Below are 26,864 nucleotides of genomic sequence, written 5' to 3'. Positions count from 1 at the left end.
AATTATGAACCCCAATTAACATGGAAAAAGATTTACGAAAAAGATTAAGACATGTAGTACTGCTGTTTACAACTTTGTTGTTGTTAAACCTTACAGGTTACGCGCAAAGTATTAAAATTACAGGTAAAATTACCAGTGCAGACAATAATCAGCCGCTGCCCGGTGTAACCATTAAAGTAAAGGATTCGCCAACGGGCACACTATCTGGTGCAGATGGCAGCTACAGTATCAATGCAAAAAATGGGGATGTGCTGGTTTTTAGCTTTATAAGCTATAATTCCCAGCAAATATACGTAAGCTCATCTACTGTTATAAACGTAGCCCTCAAACCCGCAACCAGCGACTTGAACGAAGTTGTTGTAATTGGTTATGGCACCAGGAAAAGACATGACCTTACCGGGGCTATATCGTCAGTAACAGCGGCAGACCTATTAAAAGCGCAACCTACCACATTTGACCAGGCCTTACAGGGAAGGGTAGCGGGTGTAGTTGTGCAACAGGTATCAGGCCAGCCTGGTGGTGACGTTAACGTGCAGATCCGCGGTTTGGGTGGTTTTACAGGCGCCCCTCCCCTATATGTGATCGACGGGGTGCAGATCCCACCGAATGGACAGTCGGCTATTGCAGGCAATGGCACTAACCCTTTATCCAGCATCAACCCCTCAGATATAGCTTCGATAGATGTGTTAAAAGACGCTTCAGCAACCGCTATTTATGGTTCGCAGGCATCTAACGGTGTAATTATTATTACCACTAAAAGAGGCACCACAGGCCCTCCGCTAATTAGTTATGACGGATACCAGGGCTGGCAAAAATTACCCAAGTATTATGATGTAATGGATTTAAGGCAGTACGCCACTTTCATGAATGAAAAATCGGCAATTATCGGTTATGATATGCGGCCGCAATTTGCAAATCCTCAATACCTGGGTGCTGGTACCAACTGGCAAAAAGCGCTGTTTCGTACTGCTCCTATGCAAAACCATAATTTAGCCATCAGCGGTGGTGATAACAGGACAAAATATTATATATCAGGCACCTATTTTTCACAAACAGGGATAGCATTAGGCTCAGATTTTAAAAGGACTTCGGTAAAAGCAAATATCGATAATAAAACCACCGATTGGTTAAAGGTTGGTATCAACTTGAATATGGCGCATGTGGCCGAAAATGTTACCACTTCCAATACAGGTGTGATCTTGCAGGCGCTTAATCAAACGCCCGACGTAGCTGTAAAAAACCCTGATGGTACATGGGGAGGTAATGACCCCAATATTTATGGCGCCGTGGGCACTAACCCGTTTGCAATAGCAACTATTGTAAAAGATTTTAAAAGCCGTTACCAGCTATTCAGCAATGCCTATGCAGAAATCCAATTCACCAGGGATTTAACATTGCGCAATGAGGTTGCCGGAAATTTCGACTTTGCAACTGAAGATTACTTTAATCCAAGTTATGTTATGGGTGCTTATACCAAGAGCAATAACAGTGGTACTGCTTCAAGCGCGCAAAATTTCTATAACTCAATCTCGAATTATTTAACCTACCAGCACACATTTGCAAAAAAATATTGGGTAAATGTGGTGGCCGGCCATGAAGCCCAGTTGCTTAAAAATAGCGGCATATCTGCTACCCGAACCAATTTTGCAAGTAATAACGTACAAACAATCAGCAGCGGCGACGCCACAACTGCAACCAATACCGGTGTTAAGGGACAGGGCGCATTAGAGGCTTATTTTGGCAGGGCTAACTTTACTTATGACGACCGCTATTTGTTAACCGCAACTGTCCGCCATGACGGTTCGTCGAAATTTGCTGAAGCCAACCGGTGGAATACCACATACTCAGGTGCCCTTGCCTGGAAGATTAACCACGAAAGCTTTCTTAAAAGTGTAAAAGCGATTAATGATCTTAAGCTCAGGCTCGGTTACGGATTGGTAAACAATCAAAATATTGCTGAATATGCTTATGGTTCAACTCTAAGTACAATATCCACCGGTTTATCAGGTAATTCGCAAATAACTACTACAACTGGTAATCCGAACATCAAGTGGGAAACTACAAAATCATATAACCTTGGTTTGGATGCAACAGTGTTAAACGGAAGGATCAGTTTAACGGGCGATGTCTATTACCGCAAAACCAACAACCTTTTGCTTAGCCTTACCTTACCGTATTATTCAGGCACATTTGCTGCCGGTGGATATTCACCCGGCGCAGTGCAAGCTCCATATGTAAACGTTGGCGCGGTGAGCAATAAGGGCTTCGAGTTTTCACTTAATACACAAAATATCCGGTCAAAATATTTTAACTGGAGCACCAACATCAACTTTACCCGAAATATCAACAAAGTACTTGCATTGGTTGACGGCACCCCGGCAATTTACGGATCTGTTTCCAAAACTGTTGTTGGCCGTTCAATCGGCGAATTTTACGGATACCAGGTACTGGGTATTTACAAAAACGCCGCCGACTTTGCAAAATACACCGCCTTGCCCCAAAATGGCAGCGGCCCTATACCTATAACGCCAGGCTCAGGTGGTGTTTGGGTAGGCGATGTTATTTTTAAAGACATTAACGGCGATGGTAAAATTGATGCAAACGATCAAACCTTTTTGGGTTCGCCCATGCCTAAATTTCAATTTGGCATCAATAACAGCTTTAGCTATAAAAATTTCGACCTGAATGTTTTTATGGCCGGCAATTATGGCAATAAAGTTTATAACCAGTTAAAGGTTAACGGCGATAACCCTAATCAAAACTTTGGCTATTTTCCATCTGTTTTCAACTATGCTAAAATCGGTTTGATTAATCCAACCGGTTCCAGTTCGGATATCAACAATGTATTCATTACAAACCCTTCAACCAACATCGTCAGGATCAGCCAAAGCAGTGGTAATGATAACCAGCGCTTTTCCGACAAATACGTCGAAAACGGTTCCTATTTAAAGTGTAAAAGTATCGCTTTAGGATATAGTTTTTCAAATAACCTTTTAAATAAGATCAAATTAAGATCGCTGAGGGTATATGTTAACGTAACCAATGTGTTCACCATTACCAAATACACCGGCTACGATCCTGAGATTGGCTCATGGAACCCGTTAGCAGCCGGTATCGATAATGGATATTATGCACAGCCGCGCGTTTACACATTTGGCCTTAATGTATCCTTAAACAATTAAAATCAAGATTTATGAAACGTATCAAAATAAATATAGCGCTGCTGGTTATCGGCATAATTATGATAACCAGCTGCAAAAAAGATTACCTTAACCGCCCCCCGTTAACCGGTATCACTACTGATAACTTTTACAAAAGCGGTTCTGATTTAAGATTGGCTACAGCTACACTTTACGCACAGCCCTGGGCTACCTGGAATAACTTTCCATTGCTTGGTATGGGGGATATCATGAGCGGCAACATGTTACAGCCTTACAATGCCGATCTTGTTCAGCTTACTACCTTTTCCATCACGCCGCAAAACGGAACGCTAACATCGGCATGGCAAAGCTTTTTTAACGTTATAGCGCATTGCAACATCAATCTTAAAGCCATTTATACCAAAATGCCCGATAGCGTAGCCGTAAAAAGTAAAACAAGCGCGCTTGGTGAAATCAGGTTTATTCGTGCTACTTCCTATTTTTATCTTGCCCAGTTATGGGGGCCTGTACCTATTGTAGAAGATAACGATAAGTTGATAGCTAACCCGCTGGTACCTCGCCATAAGCTTGAGGATGTATACAAGTTTATTATCAATGATTTAAGATACGCCGTTGCTAATTTGCCCCGAACCGATCAGCCTGGCCGTGTTACTACATGGTCGGCGCAGGGTATGCTGGCAAAAGTTTATTTAACCCGGGCCGGTTTAAATCAAAAAGGCTCACGCAACCAGTCTGATCTGGATAGCGCCGCGTACTATGCTGGTAATGTTTGCAAAACCAGCGGTTTATCTCTTTTACCAAGCTACTACAATCTTTTCAGGACACAGTATAATGACAATTCTGAATCATTATTTGCCTATCAATGGGCGCCTGGAGTACCTTACGGGCAAGGTAATTCCATACAAGCCCAATTTGCACCAAGCGGCAGCCTTGTTACCGGCGGCGGCGGCTGGGGCGGCGCAATTGGCCCAACGATAGATCTTGCAAACCAGTATACTGCCCAGGACTCCGTACGCCGCAAAGCTACATTTATGCTTACCGGTGATAAATACCCTGAGCTTAACGCGGCAGGTGGAGGTTACACAGCAACTGGTGTAAACGTTAAAAAACACATAGTAGGTACCGCCGCCGATAACAACTCGCCTACTATGGACCTTTGGTCATCTATCGAGCATAATACTGTATTACGCCTTGCCGATGTATATTTAATTTATGCCGAAGCTTTATTAGGCAACAACGCATCAACCACTAACACGGATGCATTGCTGTACTTTAATCAGGTACGCAGCAGGGCCGGTGTTGATGTTGTTACCCAACTTACTCCCGATATCATCATGAAAGAAAGACGGATTGAGCTGGCCTTTGAAGGCCAGTATTGGTTTGATCTTGTGCGCCTTTCTTATTACGACCCTAATAAGGCAATTTCGATAATTAGTAAGCAAATAACCCTTACAAATGACCCTGATCCTAATAACAGATATATACCGCGTTCACAATTTAGCTATGATCCGGCCACTGGAGTAAAAAAAGCATCTAATAATAGCCTGATCATAACCCCGCCGACCGTTAACACATTTACGCTGCCTATACCGGCAAATGAGCAAACGGCAGACCCTAAGTTGTTAGAGGCTCCTGTACCCTATTATTAATTGCATTCAGAATCGTTTAGATAATTCTTAAAATCATGAAAAAATTAAATCATATTAAAAGCTGTTTGCTGCTTGCCTTGCTTGTTGCGGCCGCATTTATGCAATCCGGCTGTAAAAAGGATGCAACATCATCATCAAAAGGGACTCCTGTGATTACCTCTATCCGTAATTATGTGGCCCATCCCGGGGATTCGCTACTGAGCAGTGTGGGTACCGGTCAATGGGTAGTTATTTCGGGTAAAAATTTAAAAGGTGCACTTGCTATCAATTTTGATGGCGTAAAAGGCTCTTTTAATGACGCCTGGTTTTCAGACACCAGCGCTATCGCCCTCATTCCGGCTGTTATTGCGTTCCCGACAGTACCTTCAGATAAGCTGAATACCATCCAATACATCACCAATCATGGTCAAACTACGTTTTCGTTCCCTATTGTAGCGCCCGCCCCTACTATTACAGGCGTTTCTAACGAAGACGCTAACCCGGGCGATTCGGTTAAAATAAACGGGCTTAGCTTCTTCTTTGTTAAAAGCGTCATTTACGGCGGAATTAATATCACCAACTTTAAATCGTCAAATGATGGTACAAGCATTAGTCTTGCGGTGCCTGCAGGCATTACGCAAACGGGTGGTATTGTAAGCGTTGAAACAAAATCAGGTAAAGCCGCAACTGTTTATTCGATACACAATTTTGTAAACGGGGTATTGAATAATTATGATAACATTAATAATTTCTCGTGGGGTTCGGGCACTTCCAACAGCTCGGCAAACTACCCCGGCAACACCGGTTATTATGGGATCATGAAAGCATCAAATGTTCCTGCCGGCGATGGATCCTGGTGGAATGACGGCAGGTCAATCAATACAAACTCGGCGCAATGGATACCTCAGGCCAACATGAAAGATACCTTAAACCATTATGTTTTAAAATTCGAGATATCGGTTACCAAGCCATGGACAAACGGCTCTATCCAAATAGTAAAAGATTACTCATGGAATTATTCAGCCCTTTATCATCCATGGAAAACCTCCACAGGAGCAACAGTTCCGTTTACTACCAAGGGCTGGCAAACAGTTACTATTCCATTGTCAAATTTTGTTGACAGTAAAGGCTTTCCGGCACCAACGCTTTCAGATCTGCTTGGTTCAGCAGGAGCCGGGGCCATCAACGTTACATTTACTAATGATGGCTCAAGTACTGTTCAAAATTTTGAAGCGGCTATTGATAATATCAGAGTAGTAAGAGTTAAATAAGCGAGAGAGTTAGTTGATTATAAATGAATGCGCGGGGTCTTAACAAGCCCCGGCATTTTTTTAGCTGATGCCTGGATATTAAAACTCTGAAAGCTGAGATACGGAGAAAACTCCGGTAAAGAATTTAATATAACTGTTCATAATCTGATAGCAGTTTAAATTAAAAAGTAAAAGTTAGTTGAATAAGTGAATGCCTGGGGTTGTAGCAGGGCCCCGGCATTTTTTAACAACATAAGCTAACAATGTTATGTGCGGCATGAAATTTTAAAAACTGTTCCGCATACATCAAATGACCATATCATAATTGTTCCAATACTTACCTAACCCAATAATCGCATGCAAAAACAAACAAAGAATTTATTACCAACCAGTTAAAAAATGAAAAAAACATTTTTCTTAAAACCAGTATTTTTAATAGCAATCGCATTGATTTCGTTTTTTTCGTGTAAAAAAACGAATAATGCACCGCCGGAACTTACCGTAAACCAAACAGCAATAACTTTTACGCCCGAAGGCGGTACGCAGGATTTTTCTATTTCGTGTAATGCAACATGGGATATCGTTAATCCAGGCTCTACCTGGCTGCAGTTAAGCACCACCTCAGGCAACAGCGGCAATATTGTTATTCATATCAAAACGTTATCAGAAAACGGTACAGGATCAACACGTTCCAGTACCTTGACCATAAACTCCTCAAACGGACAGGCACGAACCTTAAAAGTATCTCAAACATCTAACCTTTTCCCCAATTACAATACTTCGCCAATAGCTCCTGATGCAACCGGGATGACCAGTAACGCTGTTCAGCTTGCCGCGAAAATAAAATTGGGTTGGAATATTGGCAATACCCTGGAAGCTTCCGGCGGCGAAACAGGCTGGGGCAATCCGCTAATCACTGAAGATTATGTAAAATTTGTAAAACAGCAGGGATTTAATGCTATACGCCTTCCCTGCGCCTGGAACATGGGGCATTTAAGTAATGCGGCAACTGCGCAAATAGATCCAAACTGGCTAAAAAGGGTAAAAGAAGTAGTAGGGTATTGCGTAAACAATGACATGTACGTTTTGCTTAACATCCATTGGGATGGCGGCTGGCTTGAAAATAACATTACCCAAGCCAAACAAGATTCAGTTAATGCTAAACAAAAGGCATTATGGGAACAAATTGCAACGGCCATGCGCGATTTTGACGAGCATTTGATGTTTGCCAGTGCCAATGAGCCAGCAGCAGATGATGCCGCAGCAACAGCAATACTTTCTACCTATCATCAAACCTTTATTAACGCGGTCAGATCAACCGGTGGCAAAAATGCCTATCGTGTATTGGTACTTCAGGGCCCTTCTACTAATATGGAGAAAACAAGTGCTTTTATGACCAATCTCCCGAAAGATCAGGTGACAAACAAGCTGATGGTAGAGGTACATTACTACTCTCCTTTTCAGTTCTGCTGCCTTTTGGACAATGATGCAAGCTGGGGTAAAATGTTTTATTATTGGGGCTCAGGGCACCACTCGGCTATTGAACCTGAACGAAATGCCACCTGGGGCGAAGAAAGCGACGTCGACGCCTCATTCAACCTAATGAAGACAAACTTCGTTGATAAAGGGATTCCTGTTGTTTTAGGCGAATATGGTGCCTACAGGCGCGACAACACGGCGCATGTTCCTTTAGATTTACCGACACACGAGGATGCGGTAGACTATTGGAATTTTTATGTTACAAAACAAGCGAAAACACGTGGCATGCTGCCATTTTACTGGGATACAGGCGGTGCCCTGGATAGAAGAAATTATACTGTAAAAGATCAGCGTACGATAACCGCTATTAAGCAAGGCGCAAATTAAAAAAAACGCCCGGGGCTTCCACTGGCCCCGGGTATTTTTGTGTATAACATAAATTAGAGCACTTAATTTCAAAAACGCCGGATTCAATACCCTTTTAGTTTTTTTGCTAAAGGTAAAAATCAATACCCCCCCGCATCAGTGACGGGCTAATTACTTCTTTCCTTCTTCATCCGGATTTCTTAAATTGACAAATCTTCTATTAATTTACAGATGATCCGGTTTGATTTTTATAAAAATAAATATGGTAAAGAGCTGCTCATTGATTGCTTTAACGTGGCCGAAATAGCCCATCGAAGTTTATCATTGCAGGAGCTTCACGCAACTTCCTTTTATGAGATGTTTTTCTTTAAGGAAGTAGCCGGCCACATTTTATTGGAAGATACCAAACTGGAACTTGCCGGACCGGTAGCTTAACTCTTACCCCCTGCCCAACCGAGGCAATGGCACCTGCAAGGTTCTCCCGAAGGTATGGTTGTAATATTTGAAGGGGAGTTTATGGAAGCTTTTCTTAAAGATAATTATTTCCTGAACCGGCTTTATTACTTTGGCAACTACGATGCTTTAGCCACTTTACCCTTAGAAGAAGAAGAAACAAATATATTGCTTGAGTTATCGAAAAGCATTAAACATGAGATTGATCTGCTTGGCACTGATAGCTATCACTTATTGAGGGCATATCTTTATCAATTGCTTATCCTGGTTAACAGAAGCTATACAGATCATTATCAATTGAAGGGGAACCTCTATCGAAACATTGAAATTTTAAAATTCAGAGAGTTATTGAGGCATAATATCCGGATGAAGCAAACAGTTAAACAATATGCAGATTTGCTTGGCGTTAACCGAAACCGTCTTAATTATTTATGCCAGGAAACCTTCGGAAAAAATGCCCTCTCCATAATCCATGATGAACTGCTGAAATCCTGTAAAAGTGATTTATTAACCACCGGCAAGACGATTTCGGAAATCAGTTATGAGCATAACTTTTCCGCGCCATCTAACTTCGTTCGCTTTTTTAAATCGTTAACTCAAATATCACCTGCCAGTTATCGTCAGCAGTATGCAAATTGATAATAACTAAAGCATACTGATAGTATCGCCCGTTTTTGCGGTAATAGCTTTGCATCGTAATATTTAACTAAATAAAACGATGACAAATCAACTTCCCAAAGCAACCATTTACATGGTAAAGGATAATGGAAATGTAAAAGTCCATACGCTGGTATCACCGGCGCCAATGTTTGCTAATGCAACGCATATCATTGAATTACCCAGTGAACTAATCCTGGTGGATGGACAGTTTTTCGCGCAATACGGGCAGGAATTCCGCGCAATGGCCGATAGCCTTCAGAAACCGATATCGCGTTTTTATGTAACGCATGATCACCCCGACCATTACCTGGGCATGGGCGATGCCTTTGCAGACGTAAAAGTTTACGCGCTGCCCGAGATCATATCATCATTGTTAGTACACGGCCCGCACGAATTACAGCAAAAACAACAACAAATGGGCAGCCTTATTGCCGGTAAGCTCGCGCTCCCTACAGAAGCTGTTGAACCAGGTGAGGAAATTATAGGCGGAACCAGGTTCGTTTTTGAACGTGTTTTAAATACCGAGTCGCCGAGTGCATTGGTAATTAAGCTTCCGGAATTAGGAATTGTAATTGCCCAGGATGTTCTTTATCACAATGCCCACGCCTTTATTACAGGTTCTGTTGAAGGCTGGAAAACTGTATTGAAGGAACTCAGAGGAATTGAGGGATATGACATCGTCTTACCTGGGCACGGCACTCCTGCCGATAAAGCTGCCATTGACAACGCGCTGGTCTATCTTGACAAAAGCAGCGAAATCTTCTCCGAATCAAACAATGCTGAAGACTACAAGTTGGCCCTGTTAGCTGCATACCCTTCCTACGCGGCTGCAAAGCTGATAGATATTTATAGCCCAATCCTTTTTGGCAGCCAGGAACATTAAATCAAATACCAAAATGGAAAGTACATAAATGGACAGGCCCTCCTGCTGAAGCGGGAAGGCCTGTCATTTAATTTGTTTATCTTAAGCAGATTCCCTTAATCAGCAAGATCAATCCTTAAACCTGACACCTTCCAGGCTGGCAAGTTTACGGGCTTTTTGATAACAAGCGCATCCGCTTCCTGCAGCCACTGTATCTTTTCTTTACTGCCCAAAAGTTTCACGGAGCGTATCTTTTTTGTATTTACTGTCGATGATTTACCCAGCGACTTAATTCGAATATCCGCGGTAGGTATGTCAAGCAGAAATGCGTATAGCTTGTTGCCATTACTTGTGAAGCGGATGTCTTCTGCCGTGTATTTCATCCGGTCTTCATTAAAGTTGTCGGTTTTAACTTTTACTGCATTCCCCGGGCGTTCTCCAAATATTTTCCATGGACGTGATCCGTAGATCCCTTCACCGTTGGCGGCAGTCCACTTACCTATCTCATCAAGCGTATTCAACATATCGGGCTCCAAATCCCCTTCAGGTGTTTGCACAATATTGATTAACAGGTTCCCATTCTTACTCACTATATCTACCAGCATCCGTATGATATCGGTACCGCTTTTGTAGGTTTGGCCGGTACGATAAAACCAATCGCCTATAGAAGTATCCGTTTGCCATGGATACGGACTGATGGAATCCTGCACGCCCCTTTCAAGATCCTGTACCCACATACCCTGCGAAGGTTGCTTGCAATTATAAACAGCGGTGAGCTGCCCATTGTTGTAGGCGACATTTCCGTTGTAAAAATTAGCTAACATGTCACGGCCAATATCCCCAAACGGGAAGCCGCCATCTGAATAAAGCAGGTCGGGGTGATAAGTATCTACCAGTTCTTTAATAGATTTATACCAGGTACGCTGCCATTCAGGATCTGTAGTATACCAGCCGCGATCATCGGCTTTCGCTTTCGGGTGATATAAGTCAGCATAAGCTGGATCATTCGCATCGTATGGAACACCCTTGTAAGCGCCGGAGGTGTCGGCACTATGTGAAGGTTGGTACCAGGTAAAGCTTGCGCCCAAATGCTCCGACACGCCAAATTTAAGACCGTTCTTCTTAGCCTCCTTCTGCCAAATGCCAACCACATCTTTATGAGGGCCCATTTGTACGGCATTCCACCGGTGCAGTGAAGAGTTCCATAAAAAGAAATTATCATGATGGGTACCCATGCTAACAAAATATTTTGCCCCGGCTTTTTTATATAGCGCCATCAATTTCTCAGGATCCCATTTTTCCGCCCTCCATAATGGTATAATGTCTTTATAACCAAACTTTGACGGATGCCCGTAATGTGCAACGTGATATTTATTTTGTTCGCTGCCCTGAATGTACATGTTACGGGCATACCAATCACCCTGGCGCGGCACCGCTTGCGGCCCCCAATGCGCCCAAATACCAAACTTGGCATCTCTGAACCACGCAGGATACTGGTATTGTTTAAAAGAGGTATCGGAAGGCTTGAACGGGCCATTGTTAACGGACAGCTCTTGTCCATGCAGCATCAACGACATCCCCGACAGGACGAAGCTAAGTGCGAAAATCTTTTTAAGGTTAGTTATCATTTTTTCAGGTATTTATATGTAAACAGAAAATCTATCGTAGTTCAATAAACTCGGGCTCATACAGCCCAAGCGAAAAACTTTCGGCATAGTCCTTATCAAACAATATATTCTTATTTGATTTCAGCCATAATATTGGCCGGACGTTCATGTTCTTTTTTGATATATCAATAATTGGCGCGTTCCCTGCATGTTTCCCCTGTGTCAATGTGTGAGCGCTTTAATGGCGATAGTTGCATCAGATAACCCCGCCGACCTAACGGTAAGCTTAATATCGCCGGCATTATGAGTACTCCTGATTACCACCATGGCCCGGCCATGCCAGGCTTTGCGCGAATTGCCTGTATATTGGTCAGTGTCCTTCACGTCCGCATTATCCACCCCGGCTATTACACCAGGCCCTTCAATTTTAAATTGAAGGCGATTTGATGCATTTGGTTGTAGTACGCCATCCTTATCAGTGATTTCAATTGAAACATAGGATAGGCCCTGCCCATTCGGCAATAGCTGCTTACGGTCGGCAATGAGCCTGATCTTAGCAGCGGAGCCCGAAGTTTGCAGCGTAGTTGATTCAATTTCCTTATCATTTTCAACGCCCACTGCTTTGAGGGTCCCTGGCGTATAGGGTACTGAGAAAGTAGCTTTAAATTCCTGATTTACTGTTGCAGGCTTCTCCTCAAGAAGTTTGTCATTAAGGTAAAGTCTTACTTTAGGATATTTGGAATACACTTCTACATCTAATTTTCTTCCCTCAAAGCCTGGCCATGTCCAGCTTTCCCAGGTAGGCCATACCGACCACCAGGTTTCTTTGATTTCCAATGGTTCGGGCTTTGGCTCGCGGACAGCCATGTACAGCTTTTCCTTATCGTTGTACAACATGCTGCGGTAGTGCGAAATCGGTTTTCTCCATCCGGTTAAATCTATATCTCCGCAATACGCACCATGCCACGGAAAAAAATCGTTTTCCCAATGTTCTCCGGGCACATCGCCCGAATAATACCAGCGGCCAATTCCCGATTCGCCTAAGTAATCTATCGCTGTCCATACAAAATCGCCAATAATATAATTATTATTTTGTACCAGCTTCCAATTGGCAAAAGCATCCCGCGGGTATGATTCCGTTTGAAAAATAACACGGGAGGGCACCCTTTTATGATCAGCAGGAGCACCCTGCAGTTGATAATTATAACCGCAAACATCGTGAGCTGCCATAAGCGGATCTAAAGATTCCCAGTCATTGCCCCACTTTACAATTGCCGATGTTACCGGTCGTGTGCTATCTATACCTTTAACAATACCTGCAAGCATTTTAGCGGTCACAACAGCCTCCGGCTTGTTTCTCTCAACAACCTCATTACCGATGCTCCACATAAAAATTGAAGGATGGTTCCTGTCGCGCAGCACCATTGTTTCCAGGTCGCGTTTCGACCATTTATCAAAATATACCGAATAGTCGTGTTTGTTTTTACCAATTCTCCAGCCATCGAAAGCCTCATCAATAACTAATAAACCTAACCTGTCGCAAGCTTCTAAAAAAGCTTCGGAAGGGGGATTATGAGATGTGCGTACAGCGTTGAAACCGGCAGCTTTCATTAACTCAACTTTACGTTCCTCGGCCCGGTCAAAAGCAGCGGAGCCAAGGCAGCCGTTGTCATGATGGACACATCCGCCGCTAATCTTTACGGTTTTACCATTAAGCTGGAAACCTTTTTCCGGCGTGAATTTTACCGAGCGGATACCAAAAGAGGTCTTTGTCTCATCTATTTTTTCATTGCCTTTTAATACCTGGATTTGAGCCTGATATAAATAAGGGGTTTCCGGTGTCCATAATAATGGCTTCGATACTTTTTTAATTTGAGTAACCTCTTTTTCGCTGTGTGCCGGTAACTCGACCTTTGTTGTATTATTTCCCGCATCTTTAAAGCTACCGGACAGCAGCCGGGTATTAACAGCGATGTGCTGCGGAAAGTCGGTTTCATTTTTTACAGTAGCCTTAACCTGTACCGAAGCCTGTTTTGAAGAGACTTCGGGCGTTGTAATGGCTACTCCCCAATCGGCTAAGTGTAAGGGATTGGTAACGTCAATCCACACATGGCGGTAGATTCCGGAACCACTATACCATCTGCTGTTTATTTGCTGTGAATTATCCACACGTACGGCTATCACATTCTCTTTGTTAAAATCCAGGTAAGGCGAAAGATCATACCTAAATGACGAATAACCATAAGGCCGGATACCAAGGGATTTACCATTGATAAAAACCTCCGAGTTCATGTAAACGCCCTCAAAATAAACGGAAACGCTTTTTCCTTTCCATTCAGTGGCTACCTTGAACGTTTTTCTATACCAGCCAATACCCGCCGGGAAATAACCGCCCGCACCTCCCGTTGGATTTTTGGGGCTTACGCTCCCTTCAATACTCCAATCATGCGGCAAGTCAAGGTTACGCCAGGCATTATCATTAAAATCCCGTAACCGCGCCAGCGAATCATCGCCCAGGTTAAATTTCCAATTGTAATCAAACAATTGTTTTCGCCCGGAGCCAACCGAAGATTGGGCAAAACTTAGAACACTATAAGCCAAAAGCAAGGTGGCTATTGTTATTCTTTTCATAAAAGTAATATGCTTAACACAGTTATTTAACTGCAATTTTTGTTTTAAGAATGATATTACGGGATGAATTACCTAACTCAAGAACGTATTCGCCGGCTTCTGTGTTCCAGCCTTTTTTTGCTTCATCATAGAATGCCAGATCTGCAGCTTTCACCTGCATTTCTATCGTCTTTGTTTCGCCGGCCTTTAAAAATATCTTTTTAAATGCTTTGAGCTCTTTTTCAGGGCGCTGTACCGAACAAACCGGGTCATTCACATACAGCTGCACAACTTCGGCACCATTTCTTCCTCCTGTATTTTTGATCGCAAACTTCGCATGGATCGTTTCGTCTTTTTTATAAATTGATTTATCTGTGGAAAGTTTGCTGACAAAAAAATCGGTATAAGAAAGGCCATAACCAAATGGGAACAGCGGCACTATATTTTTTGTATCATACCAACGATAACCAACCAATATTCCCTCCTTATATTCGGCTGTGAGATTGTTGCCCGGATAGGTATTTAAATTAAACGCAGGTGAATCATTTAACGAAGCAGGAAAGGTAAATGGCAATTTGCCGGATGGATTTATAGTACCCTTTAACACATCGGCAAGCGCGTTGCCGGCTTCTGAGCCGTTAAACCATGACCAAACAATAGTGTGATTTGATTTCTTGATTTCGTTCAGGTCAAATGGCGCACCAGCCATTACTATAATAATGGTATTAGGATTAACGGCACTTACAGCGTTAACCAAAGCCTGCTCGCCAAAAGGCAATTCCAGACTTTTGCGATCATGGGCTTCACTTTCGTATTCACGGTTTGAACCGATACACAAAATGGCAACATCACTGCTTTTAGCGAGCGCTACGGCTTCATTAATCAGGTCCTGATCAGGTTCATTATAGTCGCCATTTTGCTCAGCAGTTTTACTTGCCAGATAACTTGCCCTGTAACCCTGTGCAAACCTGATATCGGCAGTTTTGCCGAACCTTGATTTTATACCTTCTAATGCGGTAACCTCCTGTTTAGCCTTTACACCCGCGCCATATCCTCCTAAGGCGAAAGTGCGTACGGCATTATCCCCTATAACTGCTATGCGTTTGATCTCACTTGTTTTTAACGGCAATAATTGTTTATCATTTTTCAACAGAACTATGGATTCTGAGGCGATATCATATGCGGCTTTAGTGTGCTCCGGTGTTGCGATAGCCCCTTTTGGATGGTTGGTACTCATAGATGTATGGTACATGAGCCATAAAATCCTGCCCACTTTATCGTCAATAGTTTTTACTGAAACCTCCCCGGCTTTAACAGCGGCAAGCAATGGTTTAGCCAGATACCATTGATCATAAGGTCCGCTTGAACCCATTTCAATATCCAGGCCGTTATTTGCCGCCGCGACGGTATGATGTGTGCCGGCCCAGTCAGACATAACTACGCCTTTAAAGCCCCAGTCTCCTTTTAAAACTTTGTTTAATAAATACCCATTTTCAGAACACCAATAACCATTTAACTTATTATAAGCCGACATAACGGTATAAGCATTGCCCTGCTGAACGGCGGCTTTAAAAGCCGGGAAATAGATTTCCTGTAGAGCTCTTTCATCAACTATTGTATTTACACTATCGCGGTCGAGTTCCTGGTTATTAGCTGCAAAGTGTTTAATGCAGGCAGCCACGTGCTGACTTTGAATCCCCTTTACAGATTGAATGGCCAACTGGCTGTTTAAATAAGGGTCTTCTGAGTAATATTCATAAGTACGGCCGCAAAGAGGCATCCTGCAGATATTAAATGCCGGTGCAAGCATTACATTTTTTTTTCGGGCATTCGCTTCCTCTCCTATTACCACGCCATATTTATTGGCCATTATAGGGTTCCAGGTGGCAGCTATTGCCGAACCATTGGGTAAGAACGTAGCCGAATCGGTTGTCCAGTTAGCCGAAGCCCAGTCAAAACGTTTAATTTCCTCGCGTACTCCTAATGGCCCGTCGTCGCAGGTCAATTCAGGGATACCTAAACGGGGCACACCTGCCGAAGAAAATAAAGCGTTGCCGTGCAACATTGCTATTTTCTCTTCAAGTGTCATCTTTTTGATGATCCTATTGATCTTTAATTTAAGGGCAGCCTCGTTTTTGTTTTGTGCAGATACACTGCCGAAAAATAGAAGAGCAATAAAACAAGTAACTATGCATTTCATAAACATTATTTCTTTAAATCCTTTGTTAAACATTATTTATCAGCGGCTATGATTTCGATAGTCGACGGCCCTGGACAATTAACACCCGTTAACTGTTTCTGCCACCTGTTGACCTCACCGCGTTCACAAACGTTTGGTGATATGAAAGCAGTACCGACATTTGGGCGGCATCATTTGTACTGGGTTCGTTGGCGCTGGCAAACATCAAATGTTCATCAAAATCGCGCATTGCCGTTGCAATTTGTTCCCAAAACGCTTTTTGTTTACCGTTAACAGAATCCTGTTTTGCCGGAGTAATATTATTTTCAAGCCAACCTCCATCCCAGTGAATATTGAGCAACACATACATATCGTTTTCTACACAATATCGTATTACGTGTTTTACGCGTTTTAACCAGGCATCCTGTATTTTGGCAGTTTTTTTATCTGAATATTGATCCCAGGCACAAGGGATACGAATAGCATTAAAACCGCTCCGCTTAACCAACTTGATATAATCTTCTGTGATTAAAGGATTGCCCCAGCCAGTTTCGCCGCCGGGCGCTTCCATTGTGTTGCCGATGTTCCAGCCCAATGTGATATTTGCTGCCTGTTGAACTGCCGTGTTATCCATTCTCGTTTTATCGGGGGCTTTGGGCGATATATTGTATGACGGATAAATTGTTCTGACAACGGCTGTATCTTTTATTGCCTTTTGAGGACTATTGCAATAAGCGGCCTTGAGCGGAGAAGCAATCGAAAAAATAACAGTAGTACACCAAAGTATACGTTTTAGCATCATAGTAAATTAAGCAGGTTTGAAAATTGGCTTAAGCAATGCCCAACTTTAATTGCGTTTTACAATAAAGAAACATTGAATTACGCTGCTAATCTAAATGCCGGGGTGCAATCGATTGTTCACAAATGGGGACACAAATGTTAAAACCACATACTGTACTTATTTACAATATGTTAAAGTGAATTTATACCTAATAATCGGTCGTAACTGAAACAGATGTTGTACTAAATTTAACAAAAAGACCCAAAAAGCATCAAGTTAAACCAATAACAAAATCAGGTAAATCGTTTTTTTAAAAATAATAAAAGCGATTTGCTTGCGGTAAAATCGATTATAAAACACTATTTGTTCTTATTGCTGACATACGCAGATGGAAGGCAATTAAACTCGGCCTTGAAGCATCGTACAAAATACTTTTGGCTTTTAAAGCCTACTTTGTAGGAGATCTGTGATATAGTTAACTGTGAATTCTCAAGCAACTGTGCGGCACGTTTGAGGCGGATGGTGCGGATCAGATCTACGGGAGATTTTCCTGTTAAAGCCAGCGCTCTTTTGTACAGGGTTACGCGGCTCACACATAATTCGCTGCTCAATTCCTCTACCGAGAATTCGGCGTTGTCAATGTTTTTTTCAATTATTTGTACTGCTTTTTTTATAAACGCTTCATCAAGTGATTCGGTTTCTACTTCAGTTGGTTTAACATCAAGCTGCTTTTGATAAGTTTTACGCATATCTTGCTGCATGGTCAGTATGTTCTTTAATTTAGAAGTAAGGATTTCGAAATTGAAAGGCTTGGTCAGGTAATCATTGGCGCCCGTTTCAAGTCCCTGCAATTGCTGTTCTTCATCTGTAACAGCAGTAAGGAGAACAACCGGTATATGTGATGTACGTTTATCGTTTCGTATTTTGCGGCATAAATCTATGCCATTCATCTCAGGCATGCTAATATCGCTGACTACAAGGTTAGGATGAAGGGCCAGGGTTTTCTGCCATCCTTCCTTTCCATTAGCAGCTTCGATGATGTTAAAAGTTTCATTTAAATTGTCTTTCAAATAAAAACGAAAATCCTCATTGTCTTCAACCAGTAAAACAGAAAGCTTCTTAATTGAATTGCCGCCCCCCGCCTGTACCCAATCGGGGTTTTCGGATACTGCTGTCCGGTGAAAATCAGGTTCATTTATCGATACTTCTTCTTCTGTAGCTAAATCAACCGGCAAGAGTATGGTAAAATAGCTGCCTTGGCCAGGTTCGCTTTGAACTGATATTTCACCGTTGTGCAGCTTTACAAATTCTTTGGTTATCGACAGCCCTATCCCACTACCCTGGTTAACCATAGAGCCCGGCACCTCGTTTTGAAAGAAGCGTTCAAAAATCCTGTCCTGCTTATCTAACGGAATACCAATACCCGTATCAATAACCTTTATCTCAAGCTGTTGCTTTCCGGAGTCCTTTTCGAGTATCGCCAATAAAACGCTTATATGCCCGCCATCAGGTGTAAACTTAAAAGCATTAGAAAGCAGGTTGAAGATGATGCGTTCGATTTTATCGTGGTCAAAGTTGACAATCAGGTTTTGAATTTCCGAATCGAATACCAGCCTGATATGTTTTTTTTCAGCAACATCCGAGAACGAATAAACCATTTCCTTAATAAAATTGATAATATCACCACTCCGTGCATGCAGCCTAAGTTCCTGCACCTCCATTTTCCTGAAATCAAGCAACTGGTTTACCATATTTAGTAACCGTTTGGCATTACGGTTAATTAATTGCAACTGATTTCTCTGCTCTTTGGCCTCGGTTTGCTTTAAAATCTTATCAACAGGTGCCATGATCAATGATAAAGGAGTCCTGAATTCATGGCTTACATTGGTGAAGAACTTAATTTTCATCATATCAAGTTCATGCATACGCCTGGCCTCCTGCCGCTCATTTTCAATTAACAATTTAGCCTCACGTTTCTCCTTTTCGATTTCAAACTGCCTTCTTATTTTTTGAATTCCGCGCCGGCGCATGGAAAATAGGATCCCAAATAAAAGTAATATATAAATAAAATAAGCTATTGTCGATTTCCAGAACGGGGCAATACCTTAATTTTTAATGTGATATAATCAGGGTCCCACCGCCCTTCCTGGCTAACCGCCCGTACTTTAAAAGTATAATCGCCGCCATCAAGGTTGGTGTAGGTTGCTTTTCGCGTAGCATTATCGGCATCAATCCAATCCTTATCAAAGCCTTCCAACATATACTGATGTTTTACTTTGTTGGGATTAAAGAAATTAAGTGCGGCAAACTCAATGGTAAATACATTTTCGCTGTGTGTCAGTGTCAGCTCGCGGGTTGCCGAAATAGCTTTTGACAATACCACATGTCCGTTAACTTCTTCATTGGCTTTAATACTTTTGTTATACAGCAAAAAATCAGTAAAAGTTAGTTTAGGCTTGTTGGTATTGGCATGTATGGCTAACGGGTCGAAAATATTGAAACCATGCCCGCCGCCAAATATAAGTTCGCCCTTGCGGGTTTTGAGCCCTGCCTGGTCATTAAATTCCCTGCCTTGCAAACCATCCGTTTCATCAAAATTCTCAAACCTAAAAGCGTAAGGAGCCTTTTGGGCAATAAGCGTTACCCTGCTTAAACCATTAGCAGTACTAAACCACATTCTTCCTTTGCTATCTTCCAGTATTTGCAATATGGCATTATCTGGTAACCCGTTTCGCTTTGTTAGTGATGTGAACTTGTTGGTTTCGGGGTTAAGTATGCTTAATCCGTAGCGTGTAGCTATCCAGATCAAGCCGTGCTTGTCCTGGTTAATGCAGTTGATTGTATTACTGATTAAGCTGTTAGGATCATCTTTATTTATGCTGTAATGAATAAACCTGCCTGTATTTTTTAAAATCACATCGATACCAAAGTATCCTCCAACCCAAATATTGCCTTTGCGGTCTTCAAACAGAGCAGAAACGTAAAGACACCTGATATCTGTTTGTTTAAAGGGAGGGGAAAATTTCTTTTTTTCTCTGTCAAATATCTGGAGCCCGGCTGCAAATGTCCCTATCCATAACTTATGCGATGAATCTTCGAAAATACTCATCACCCGGTTATCGGCAAGGCTCCCGGCTATCTTATCGTTATGTTTATAGTGGGTAAACGTTTTTCCGTCAAAGCAGTCCAGGCCGCCAAAATATGTCCCTATCCACAATTTTTGATCATGATCGATACATAAACTGACAATAATATCGTTGCTGAGACTGTTTGCATTTCCTGGTTCATACTTATACTGCCTAAAACTGCCGGTTTCACGGTTAAAATAAATTAAGCCTCCCCCGTTTGTACCAATCCAAATATTCCCGTTTTTATCTTCAACAAACTTGTTAGCATCTTCGAAACCCAAACTTTTAGGATCTGAAGCGAAATGCCTGTACAATGGGAACCGGATAATATTTTTGTGATAATAACTTACACCTTCTTTAAAGGTGCCTGCCCACATAATACCCGAATCGTCTCTATAAAGGTTGATAACGCTGTTTTGACTTAATGATTTGGCATCATCTTCCCTGTTCAATAAATAGGTAAATGTGAAAGTTTTTTTATCTAACAAATTTATACCGCCGTGGTCGGTTGCTATCCATATCAGGCCGTCATCGGCCTGGATAATGTTGCTGATGATATTAGATTTTAATTTGAGCCCCGAAGGTTCGTTAGCGATAGGCCTGAACGCCCTGCTTGAGGGACTGTAATAATACGCGTTGGCGTAAAAACCAGGTGTGTAAAACCATAAATCATTGTCCTTATCCACAGTAATAGCGTAATAAGCATCTTTGTTATTAACGGCTTTATTAAATACCTCGGTATGATAAGTAATTTTGTTTTGTTTGATATCGAACATCTCAACGATGCCGTTACGGTACACCACCCAAACATTGCCGGTTGCATCCAGTGTTATATCTGAGATAAAATTTGAATACAATGACGCACCTGAACGGTGATGATAATACCGACGGGTTGTTTTGTTTATTTCATTATGCCTGTACAGACCGGAATCCGGGCACACCAGCCAAAACTCGCCCTTACCACCGCGAATTATTTTAGATACGTTAGGATATCCGGGAACCTTTAACGAGCGCGTCATTACCGACATATCACTGTCAAACTGTTCCGTTTCCGGATCATAAAAACAATATCCTCCGCGGGTTGATACCCATAATTTTTTGCCGGGTCCTTCAAAAATACCGCTTACAAAATCATCATTAAGCGACTTTTTGTTATTTGCGTCATGCTTGAATATTTTAAAACTGTAGCCATCATAACGGTTAAGCCCTGATGCAGTTCCGAACCACATAAAACCTTCGGAGTCTTTATAAATGCAGTTTACCTGGTTATGCGATAAGCCATTACTTCGGTTTAACTGCGAAAACTGATATTTACCATTTTGTGCAAAAGCGACACGCAGCGTCAATAGTAAAACAAGCATGCTTATGGATAATTTATATCTCATAGCTTAGGGATAGGGGTACTCATAAAGTTCGATCAATAGGTTAGACTATCTTCACAAAAACAAGTCTTTTTTAATATGGCTTTAGTAAATATCCTATTTTGAACGTATAAATCCAAAAACACCCGATTATGAGGATACTTTCAAACTTCCACCAACCGTTAAAAAGGAAAGCCTATTCTTTTACCGCTTATATTGGTTAATTCAAACCTACAGTAAAATAAGCATTCAAATTTTGATTTAAATGGACTTTTTTTTGTAAAAAACCGACTTCATTATCTTTAAACCACTCATATACTTTTAGGTGTGTCAAATCAATTTGCATATTTGTAGTTCAGATGATTAAAAGGAATTTAAAGCATACTTTCTCGCTCCTTAACGTTGATTACGTAAGGTTAAACCCAAAATGGAATTACAGGAATGTGATCAGTCCTTACTATCGCATTTATTATATAGATGATGGAGAAGGTGAAATTTCAGATGCAGCCAGCTTGCTAAAACTTGAACCGGGTTATTTGTACATAGTTCCAAGCTTCACCCTATGTAATTTAAGCTGCAACGATTATCTGGGTCAGTATTTTGTTCAGTTTTTTGAGGATTCTATGGATGGAAGTTCGCTTTTTGCTAATCACAGGGTTGTATTGAAAACAAGGGCCACCGAAATGGATATAAACCTTTTTAACAGGCTGCTTGAAATTAACCCGGGGAGGGGAATTAACCGGTCAGACAATCCTAAGGTGTATGAAAAAGATATCTACTATAAGGAATATCAGGAACTTAATAATCAACAAAACACTTCCGTGTACCTGGAAACCCAGGGTATCCTCATGATGTTAACCGCAAAATTCCTTAACCCACAATTATTTAAACATCCGGAACATAAATCTATACCCATTAAAATTGCAGAAACCTTAAATTATATCCTTGTTAATTTACATATGGATCTTTCCGTAAACCTGCTTGCATCCCGGGCAAATCAAAATGTCGATTACTTTTCAAGGCAATTTAAGCAGCACACAGGAACCAGGCCATTAAATTATATAAATGAAAAACGAATTGAACGTGCACAATATCTGATGGCAACAAGCAGAATGGCTTACTCAGAGATCTGCACACAAACCGGGTTTGATAACCTTTCTTATTTTTCCAAAACATTCAAAAAGCTAACCGGTATGTCGCCCAGTGAATATAAAAAACAGATGTACCAGGTTGGCTTCAATCATTAGTATTCATACCTACTTATCATTATCGCTTTTTTTCACCAATAATGCCACAACCCGAGAACAGCATGGTCTGAAACAGCCAATGATTTCATTTTTACGATCCCGTTCCCAAACCTTCCTTCACTACGCATTCTGATATGGCGTAAACAAACGCTTAATTTCCATTATTAAGTAATTCTCAATAAATAAGCTATTTATAGGCAAACCTGAAAAATAATATGATTTAAGTAGTATCCGATCCTTTTATAAATCTCAACTTCAATCGTAATATCAACCACTCAAAAAGTCGGGTTTGTATAAAAAAAAGTCCCATTAGGTCAACTATTTGAATATTATTTCAAAGAAATTTGATTGATGATCAATTTAACGTGAATTGCTCATCAACCAATTATAGATAATGACATATAGAAATTTACTTAAAGGCCTGGCTGCTCGTTTGCATAGCTGATCCAGATAGGTACTTTTTCAAAACTTCCAAACTCAATTATGAAAAGAAGAACATTAATAAAAGGCATGGCCACGGGACTCTCATCTCTGTATCTGTCAAAGGTATTTGGTAGCAGTTTACTGCAAACAAACACTGAAACTATTTCTGGGCCGTTTAAACCAAATTGGGATTCATTGGCTCAGTACCAAGTGCCGGACTGGTTTCGCGATGCAAAGTTTGGGATGTGGGCGCATTGGGGCCCGCAATGCCAACCGGAACGTGGTGATTGGTATGCACGCGGCATGTACCAGGAAGGCAGCGATCAGTATAAATATCACGTCCAAAAATATGGGCATCCTTCCAAATTCGGTTTTAAAGACGTTATTAATGAATGGAAAGCCGAAAACTGGAACCCTGACGAGTTGGTTGGCCTATATAAAAAAGCCGGCGCCAAATATTTTATGGCACTGGCCAATCACCATGATAATTTTGACCTTTATGACAGCAAATACCAAAGCTGGAACTCCACTAAACTTGGCCCCAAAAAAGATCTGATAGGCGGCTGGGCCAAAGCAGCTAAAGAGCATGGTTTGCCTTTTGGCGTAACTGTACACGCCTCCCACCCCTGGACCTGGTACGAGGTTGCCCAGCGCGCGGATAAAACCGGCCCGTTGGCAGGCGTACCTTATGATGGCAAGCTTACCAAAGCTGATGGTGCAGGTAAATGGTGGAACGGTTACGACCCACAGGAATTATATGCACAAAACCATCCGTTAAGTAAGGACAGCCTCGATAACAACAGTATGGGTAGCCATTGGGACTGGGGCAACGGCGCAAGCGTGCCCAGCAAGGCTTATTGCGATAAGTTTTTGAACCGAACCATTGAGCTGATAGATAAATACGGCCCAGAACTGATTTATTTTGATGATACAGCCTTGCCCCTATGGCCGGTGAGCGACGCCGGTTTAAAAATAGCGGCGCATATGTACAATACCAGCATTAAAAAGCATGGAAAGTTGCAGGCCGCACTGTTTGCTAAAGTATTGAATGAGCAGCAACGTAAATGCATGATATGGGATATAGAACGTGGCCAAAGTAACCAGATAGAACCTTTACCGTGGCAAACCGATACTTGTATTGGCGGCTGGCATTATGATCGGCGCATATTTGATAATAAAGGCTACAAAAGTGCCAAAACAGTGGTACATACCCTGGTTGATATTGTAAGTAAAAACGGCAACCTGCTTTTAAATGTCCCATTACGGGGAGACGGAAGTATCGACAGCGAAGAACGAACTGTTGTTGAGGGAATAGGAGCCTGGATGCAGGTTAACAGCGAGGCAATTTATGGCACCCGCCCCTGGAAAGTGTTTGGAGAGGGGCCCGCAACAGATTCACCGGCTCCAATTAGCGCGCAGGGCTTTAATGAAGGCAAAGGCAAACCATTCGGAGCCGAAGATATCCGGTTTACCGTAAAAGGCAAAACCCTTTACGCTACCATGCTGGGTTGGCCAACCGGGAATGAAGCCGTTGTTAAAAAGTTAGCAAAAGGTAATGAAGCAGGCAATATAAGCAGTGTAAGCTTGCTCGGAAACGGCAATTTGACTTTTGAGCAGACTGAGGCCGGTCTTAAAGTAAAATTACCTGAGCAGGCACCCGGTAAAGATGCGTTTGTTTTAAAAATAGAAGGAGCTGTTTAATTTATATGATGAACCTGAAAATTTGTTACGCCCTGATCACTGCCGTTTCACTGGCAGTTCCTTCTTTGGCGCAAACTTTTAAGCTGGTATCGCCGGATAAAAAAACCGTTGTGGAAATAAACAACACCAGCAACCTGAAATATACAGTTTCCAGCAATGGTTTAACAATCGTCCATCCTTCATCACTCGGTTTCGAGTTTAAAGATGAACCGGCTCTTGGCAACGGTATGGCCGTAACCGGTCATGTGGAGCATTCTGTTAACCAAACGTGGGCGCCGATAGTAAAAGCTAAACACAGTATCGTAACCGATCATTACAATGAACTGGAATTATCACTGGTTGAAAAATCAGCGCCAATGCGCCGCATGAACATATTGTTCAGAGCTTATAACGATGGTGTTGCTTTTCGCTACCAGTTGTTCGGGGCTGATAAAATCGGCGACCGGCAGATAGTAAAGGAGCTCACCGCTTTTAGCTTAACAGCAAAAGCAAAAACCTGGGTGGCAGACTATGGTAGTTATACCTCATCCCAGGAAACCGAATTTCAACCGAAAAACCTAAACCATATTACTGATAAAACAATTGCTGGCTTACCCCTGCTGGTAGAATTAGATCAGCATCATTATGCGGCTTTTACTGAAGCCAATATTGATAACTATCCGGGGTTTTATATAGGATCCTCAAAAACTGACACTGGTACTACCGACAAAATTAGCCTGATCACCAAACTATCGCCCCTACCCGGTGAAGGTGAAAATGGTGTTAAAGCACGCTTCGCTAATAATTTGTTTACACCCTGGCGCGTAGTGATGCTGGCTGCTTCGCCAGGTAAATTAATTGAATCGGAACTGATACAGAACCTGAACCCACCTAACGTATTGAAAGATCCCAGCTGGATCAAACCAGGCATGAGCGCCTGGGATAACTGGTGGAGCGGAGACGTAAAGGTTGACATGCCAACGATCAAAAAGTATATAGACCTGGCATCGGCACAACATTGGCCTTACATGCTTATTGACTGGCAATGGTATGGGCCATTTAACAAGCCTGAAGCAGATATTACCAAAGTGGCCCCGCAATTAAATATGCCCGAGATTTTAGCCTATGCTAAAGCCAAAAAGGTTAAATGCTGGCTTTGGTTATATAGCTCGGATGTTAACCGGAATGACAATTTTGAAAAAGCATTTCCGATTTACGAAAAATGGGGTATTGCAGGAATAAAAATTGATTTCATGGACCGCGATGATCAGCAAATGGTGAACTGGTACCGTCGTATCATCCAAACGGCTGCAAAGTATCATTTGATGGTTGATTTTCATGGCGCTTTTAAACCCGACGGCATTGAGCGGACCTATCCCAACATGGTAACCCGCGAAGGAGTTTTAGGAGAAGAATATTCCAAATTTTCGACCAGGATAACAGCCGGGCATAATACCACATTGCCATTCACCCGTATGTTGGCCGGGCCAATGGATTATACTCCCGGCGGATTCCTGAATGTAAAGAAAAGCGATTTCAGAAAGGGAAGCCCTACCCAGGTAATGAACAGCCGATGTGCCGAGCTGGCAAAATTCGTGATCTACGAAAGTCCGTTTATGGTTTATTGCGATGCGCCTGAAAACATTTTAGGCAAGCCCGGAGCCGATTTTTTAAACAATATACCAACCGTTTGGGATGATACAAAGGTACTCGGCGGTTACCCGGGCCAATATGTCATTATTGCCAAAAGAAGCGGAAAAGACTGGTATATCGGCGCGATGACAAACGATTCTGAAAGAACTGTACACTTGAAAATGGATTTTTTACCGGCGGGTAACTATACGTTATCATCATGGAGCGACGTGTTATCATCTCCTCAAGACCTAACCCGGTCTGAAAAAAAGATATCGGCTAACTCGGTGATCAACATCCATATGGATACAGCAGGCGGATGGGCAGCTAAAATAACTGCCCAGTAATTAATTGAGA

At 42.1% G+C, this 26,864-nt stretch carries 16 protein-coding genes; 10 read left to right on the top strand and 6 right to left on the bottom strand.

The window, feature by feature from the left end:
* The first annotated feature begins 20 nt into the window (after positions 1-20).
* The 7 genes from DIU38_RS02780 to DIU38_RS02750 all read left to right on the top strand — a co-directional run bounded on the left by DIU38_RS02780 (position 21) and on the right by DIU38_RS02750 (position 9,880).
* Positions 21-3,182, top strand: coding sequence for a SusC/RagA family TonB-linked outer membrane protein (locus tag DIU38_RS02780; RefSeq protein WP_112656575.1), 3,162 nt, complete (start codon positions 21-23; stop codon positions 3,180-3,182).
* An 11-nt stretch (positions 3,183-3,193) separates the two neighbouring features.
* On the top strand, positions 3,194-4,810 hold the full coding sequence (locus DIU38_RS02775; RefSeq protein ID WP_112656574.1) for a RagB/SusD family nutrient uptake outer membrane protein: 1,617 nt from the start codon (positions 3,194-3,196) through the stop codon (positions 4,808-4,810).
* Between the two features lie 35 nt (positions 4,811-4,845).
* The gene (locus DIU38_RS02770) at positions 4,846-6,060 is read left to right on the top strand and encodes a glycan-binding surface protein (protein WP_112656572.1); all 1,215 of its coding nucleotides are present in this window, start codon (positions 4,846-4,848) and stop codon (positions 6,058-6,060) included.
* Between the two features lie 378 nt (positions 6,061-6,438).
* Positions 6,439-7,905: a cellulase family glycosylhydrolase gene (locus tag DIU38_RS02765; protein ID WP_112656570.1), complete on the top strand. Its 1,467-nt coding sequence runs from the start codon at positions 6,439-6,441 to the stop codon at positions 7,903-7,905.
* 210 nt (positions 7,906-8,115) lie between these two features.
* Positions 8,116-8,319 (top strand): hypothetical protein, encoded by a 204-nt coding sequence (locus DIU38_RS02760; protein ID WP_112656568.1) that lies wholly within the window; start codon positions 8,116-8,118, stop codon positions 8,317-8,319.
* A gap of 54 nt (positions 8,320-8,373) precedes the next feature.
* Positions 8,374-8,976 (top strand): helix-turn-helix domain-containing protein, encoded by a 603-nt coding sequence (locus DIU38_RS02755; RefSeq protein WP_112656566.1) that lies wholly within the window; start codon positions 8,374-8,376, stop codon positions 8,974-8,976.
* Between the two features lie 79 nt (positions 8,977-9,055).
* Positions 9,056-9,880: an MBL fold metallo-hydrolase gene (locus DIU38_RS02750; RefSeq protein ID WP_112656564.1), complete on the top strand. Its 825-nt coding sequence runs from the start codon at positions 9,056-9,058 to the stop codon at positions 9,878-9,880.
* 95 nt (positions 9,881-9,975) lie between these two features.
* Here DIU38_RS02750 and DIU38_RS02745 read toward each other — a convergent pair whose 3' ends face one another.
* The 6 genes from DIU38_RS02745 to DIU38_RS33720 all read right to left on the bottom strand — a co-directional run bounded on the left by DIU38_RS02745 (position 9,976) and on the right by DIU38_RS33720 (position 21,549).
* On the bottom strand, positions 9,976-11,487 hold the full coding sequence (locus tag DIU38_RS02745; protein ID WP_208057610.1) for an alpha-L-fucosidase: 1,512 nt from the start codon (positions 11,485-11,487) through the stop codon (positions 9,976-9,978).
* 201 nt (positions 11,488-11,688) lie between these two features.
* Positions 11,689-14,097 carry a glycoside hydrolase family 2 TIM barrel-domain containing protein gene (locus DIU38_RS02740; RefSeq protein ID WP_112656562.1) on the bottom strand — a complete coding sequence of 803 codons (2,409 nt, stop codon included), beginning with the start codon at positions 14,095-14,097 and terminating at the stop codon, positions 11,689-11,691.
* Between the two features lie 22 nt (positions 14,098-14,119).
* Positions 14,120-16,276: a glycoside hydrolase family 3 C-terminal domain-containing protein gene (locus DIU38_RS02735; protein WP_112656710.1), complete on the bottom strand. Its 2,157-nt coding sequence runs from the start codon at positions 16,274-16,276 to the stop codon at positions 14,120-14,122.
* An 88-nt stretch (positions 16,277-16,364) separates the two neighbouring features.
* Positions 16,365-17,057 (bottom strand): glycoside hydrolase family 5 protein, encoded by a 693-nt coding sequence (locus DIU38_RS02730; protein WP_208057612.1) that lies wholly within the window; start codon positions 17,055-17,057, stop codon positions 16,365-16,367.
* Between the two features lie 338 nt (positions 17,058-17,395).
* On the bottom strand, positions 17,396-19,066 hold the full coding sequence (locus DIU38_RS33725) for a hybrid sensor histidine kinase/response regulator transcription factor (RefSeq protein ID WP_244311254.1): 1,671 nt from the start codon (positions 19,064-19,066) through the stop codon (positions 17,396-17,398).
* 44 nt (positions 19,067-19,110) lie between these two features.
* Positions 19,111-21,549 carry a two-component regulator propeller domain-containing protein gene (locus tag DIU38_RS33720; RefSeq protein WP_244311253.1) on the bottom strand — a complete coding sequence of 813 codons (2,439 nt, stop codon included), beginning with the start codon at positions 21,547-21,549 and terminating at the stop codon, positions 19,111-19,113.
* 335 nt (positions 21,550-21,884) lie between these two features.
* Between DIU38_RS33720 and DIU38_RS02720 the strand changes: the two genes are divergently transcribed.
* The 3 genes from DIU38_RS02720 to DIU38_RS33365 all read left to right on the top strand — a co-directional run bounded on the left by DIU38_RS02720 (position 21,885) and on the right by DIU38_RS33365 (position 26,854).
* Entirely contained in the window at positions 21,885-22,772 is an 888-nt protein-coding gene (locus tag DIU38_RS02720; protein ID WP_112656558.1) for a helix-turn-helix domain-containing protein, read from the top strand.
* A gap of 483 nt (positions 22,773-23,255) precedes the next feature.
* Positions 23,256-24,896, top strand: a complete 1,641-nt coding sequence (locus tag DIU38_RS02715) for an alpha-L-fucosidase (protein WP_112656556.1) — start codon at positions 23,256-23,258, stop codon at positions 24,894-24,896.
* Positions 24,897-24,901: 5 nt separating this feature from the next.
* Entirely contained in the window at positions 24,902-26,854 is a 1,953-nt protein-coding gene (locus tag DIU38_RS33365) for a glycoside hydrolase family 97 protein (protein WP_112683119.1), read from the top strand.
* The last annotated feature ends 10 nt before the right edge of the window (positions 26,855-26,864 follow it).

The sequence above is a fragment of the Mucilaginibacter metallidurans genome (assembly GCF_003286435.2).
GTDB lineage: Bacteria > Bacteroidota > Bacteroidia > Sphingobacteriales > Sphingobacteriaceae > Mucilaginibacter > Mucilaginibacter gossypii.
The sequence above is the reverse complement of the archived record's forward strand: the minus strand, read 5'-3'. Positions and strand labels throughout refer to the sequence as shown.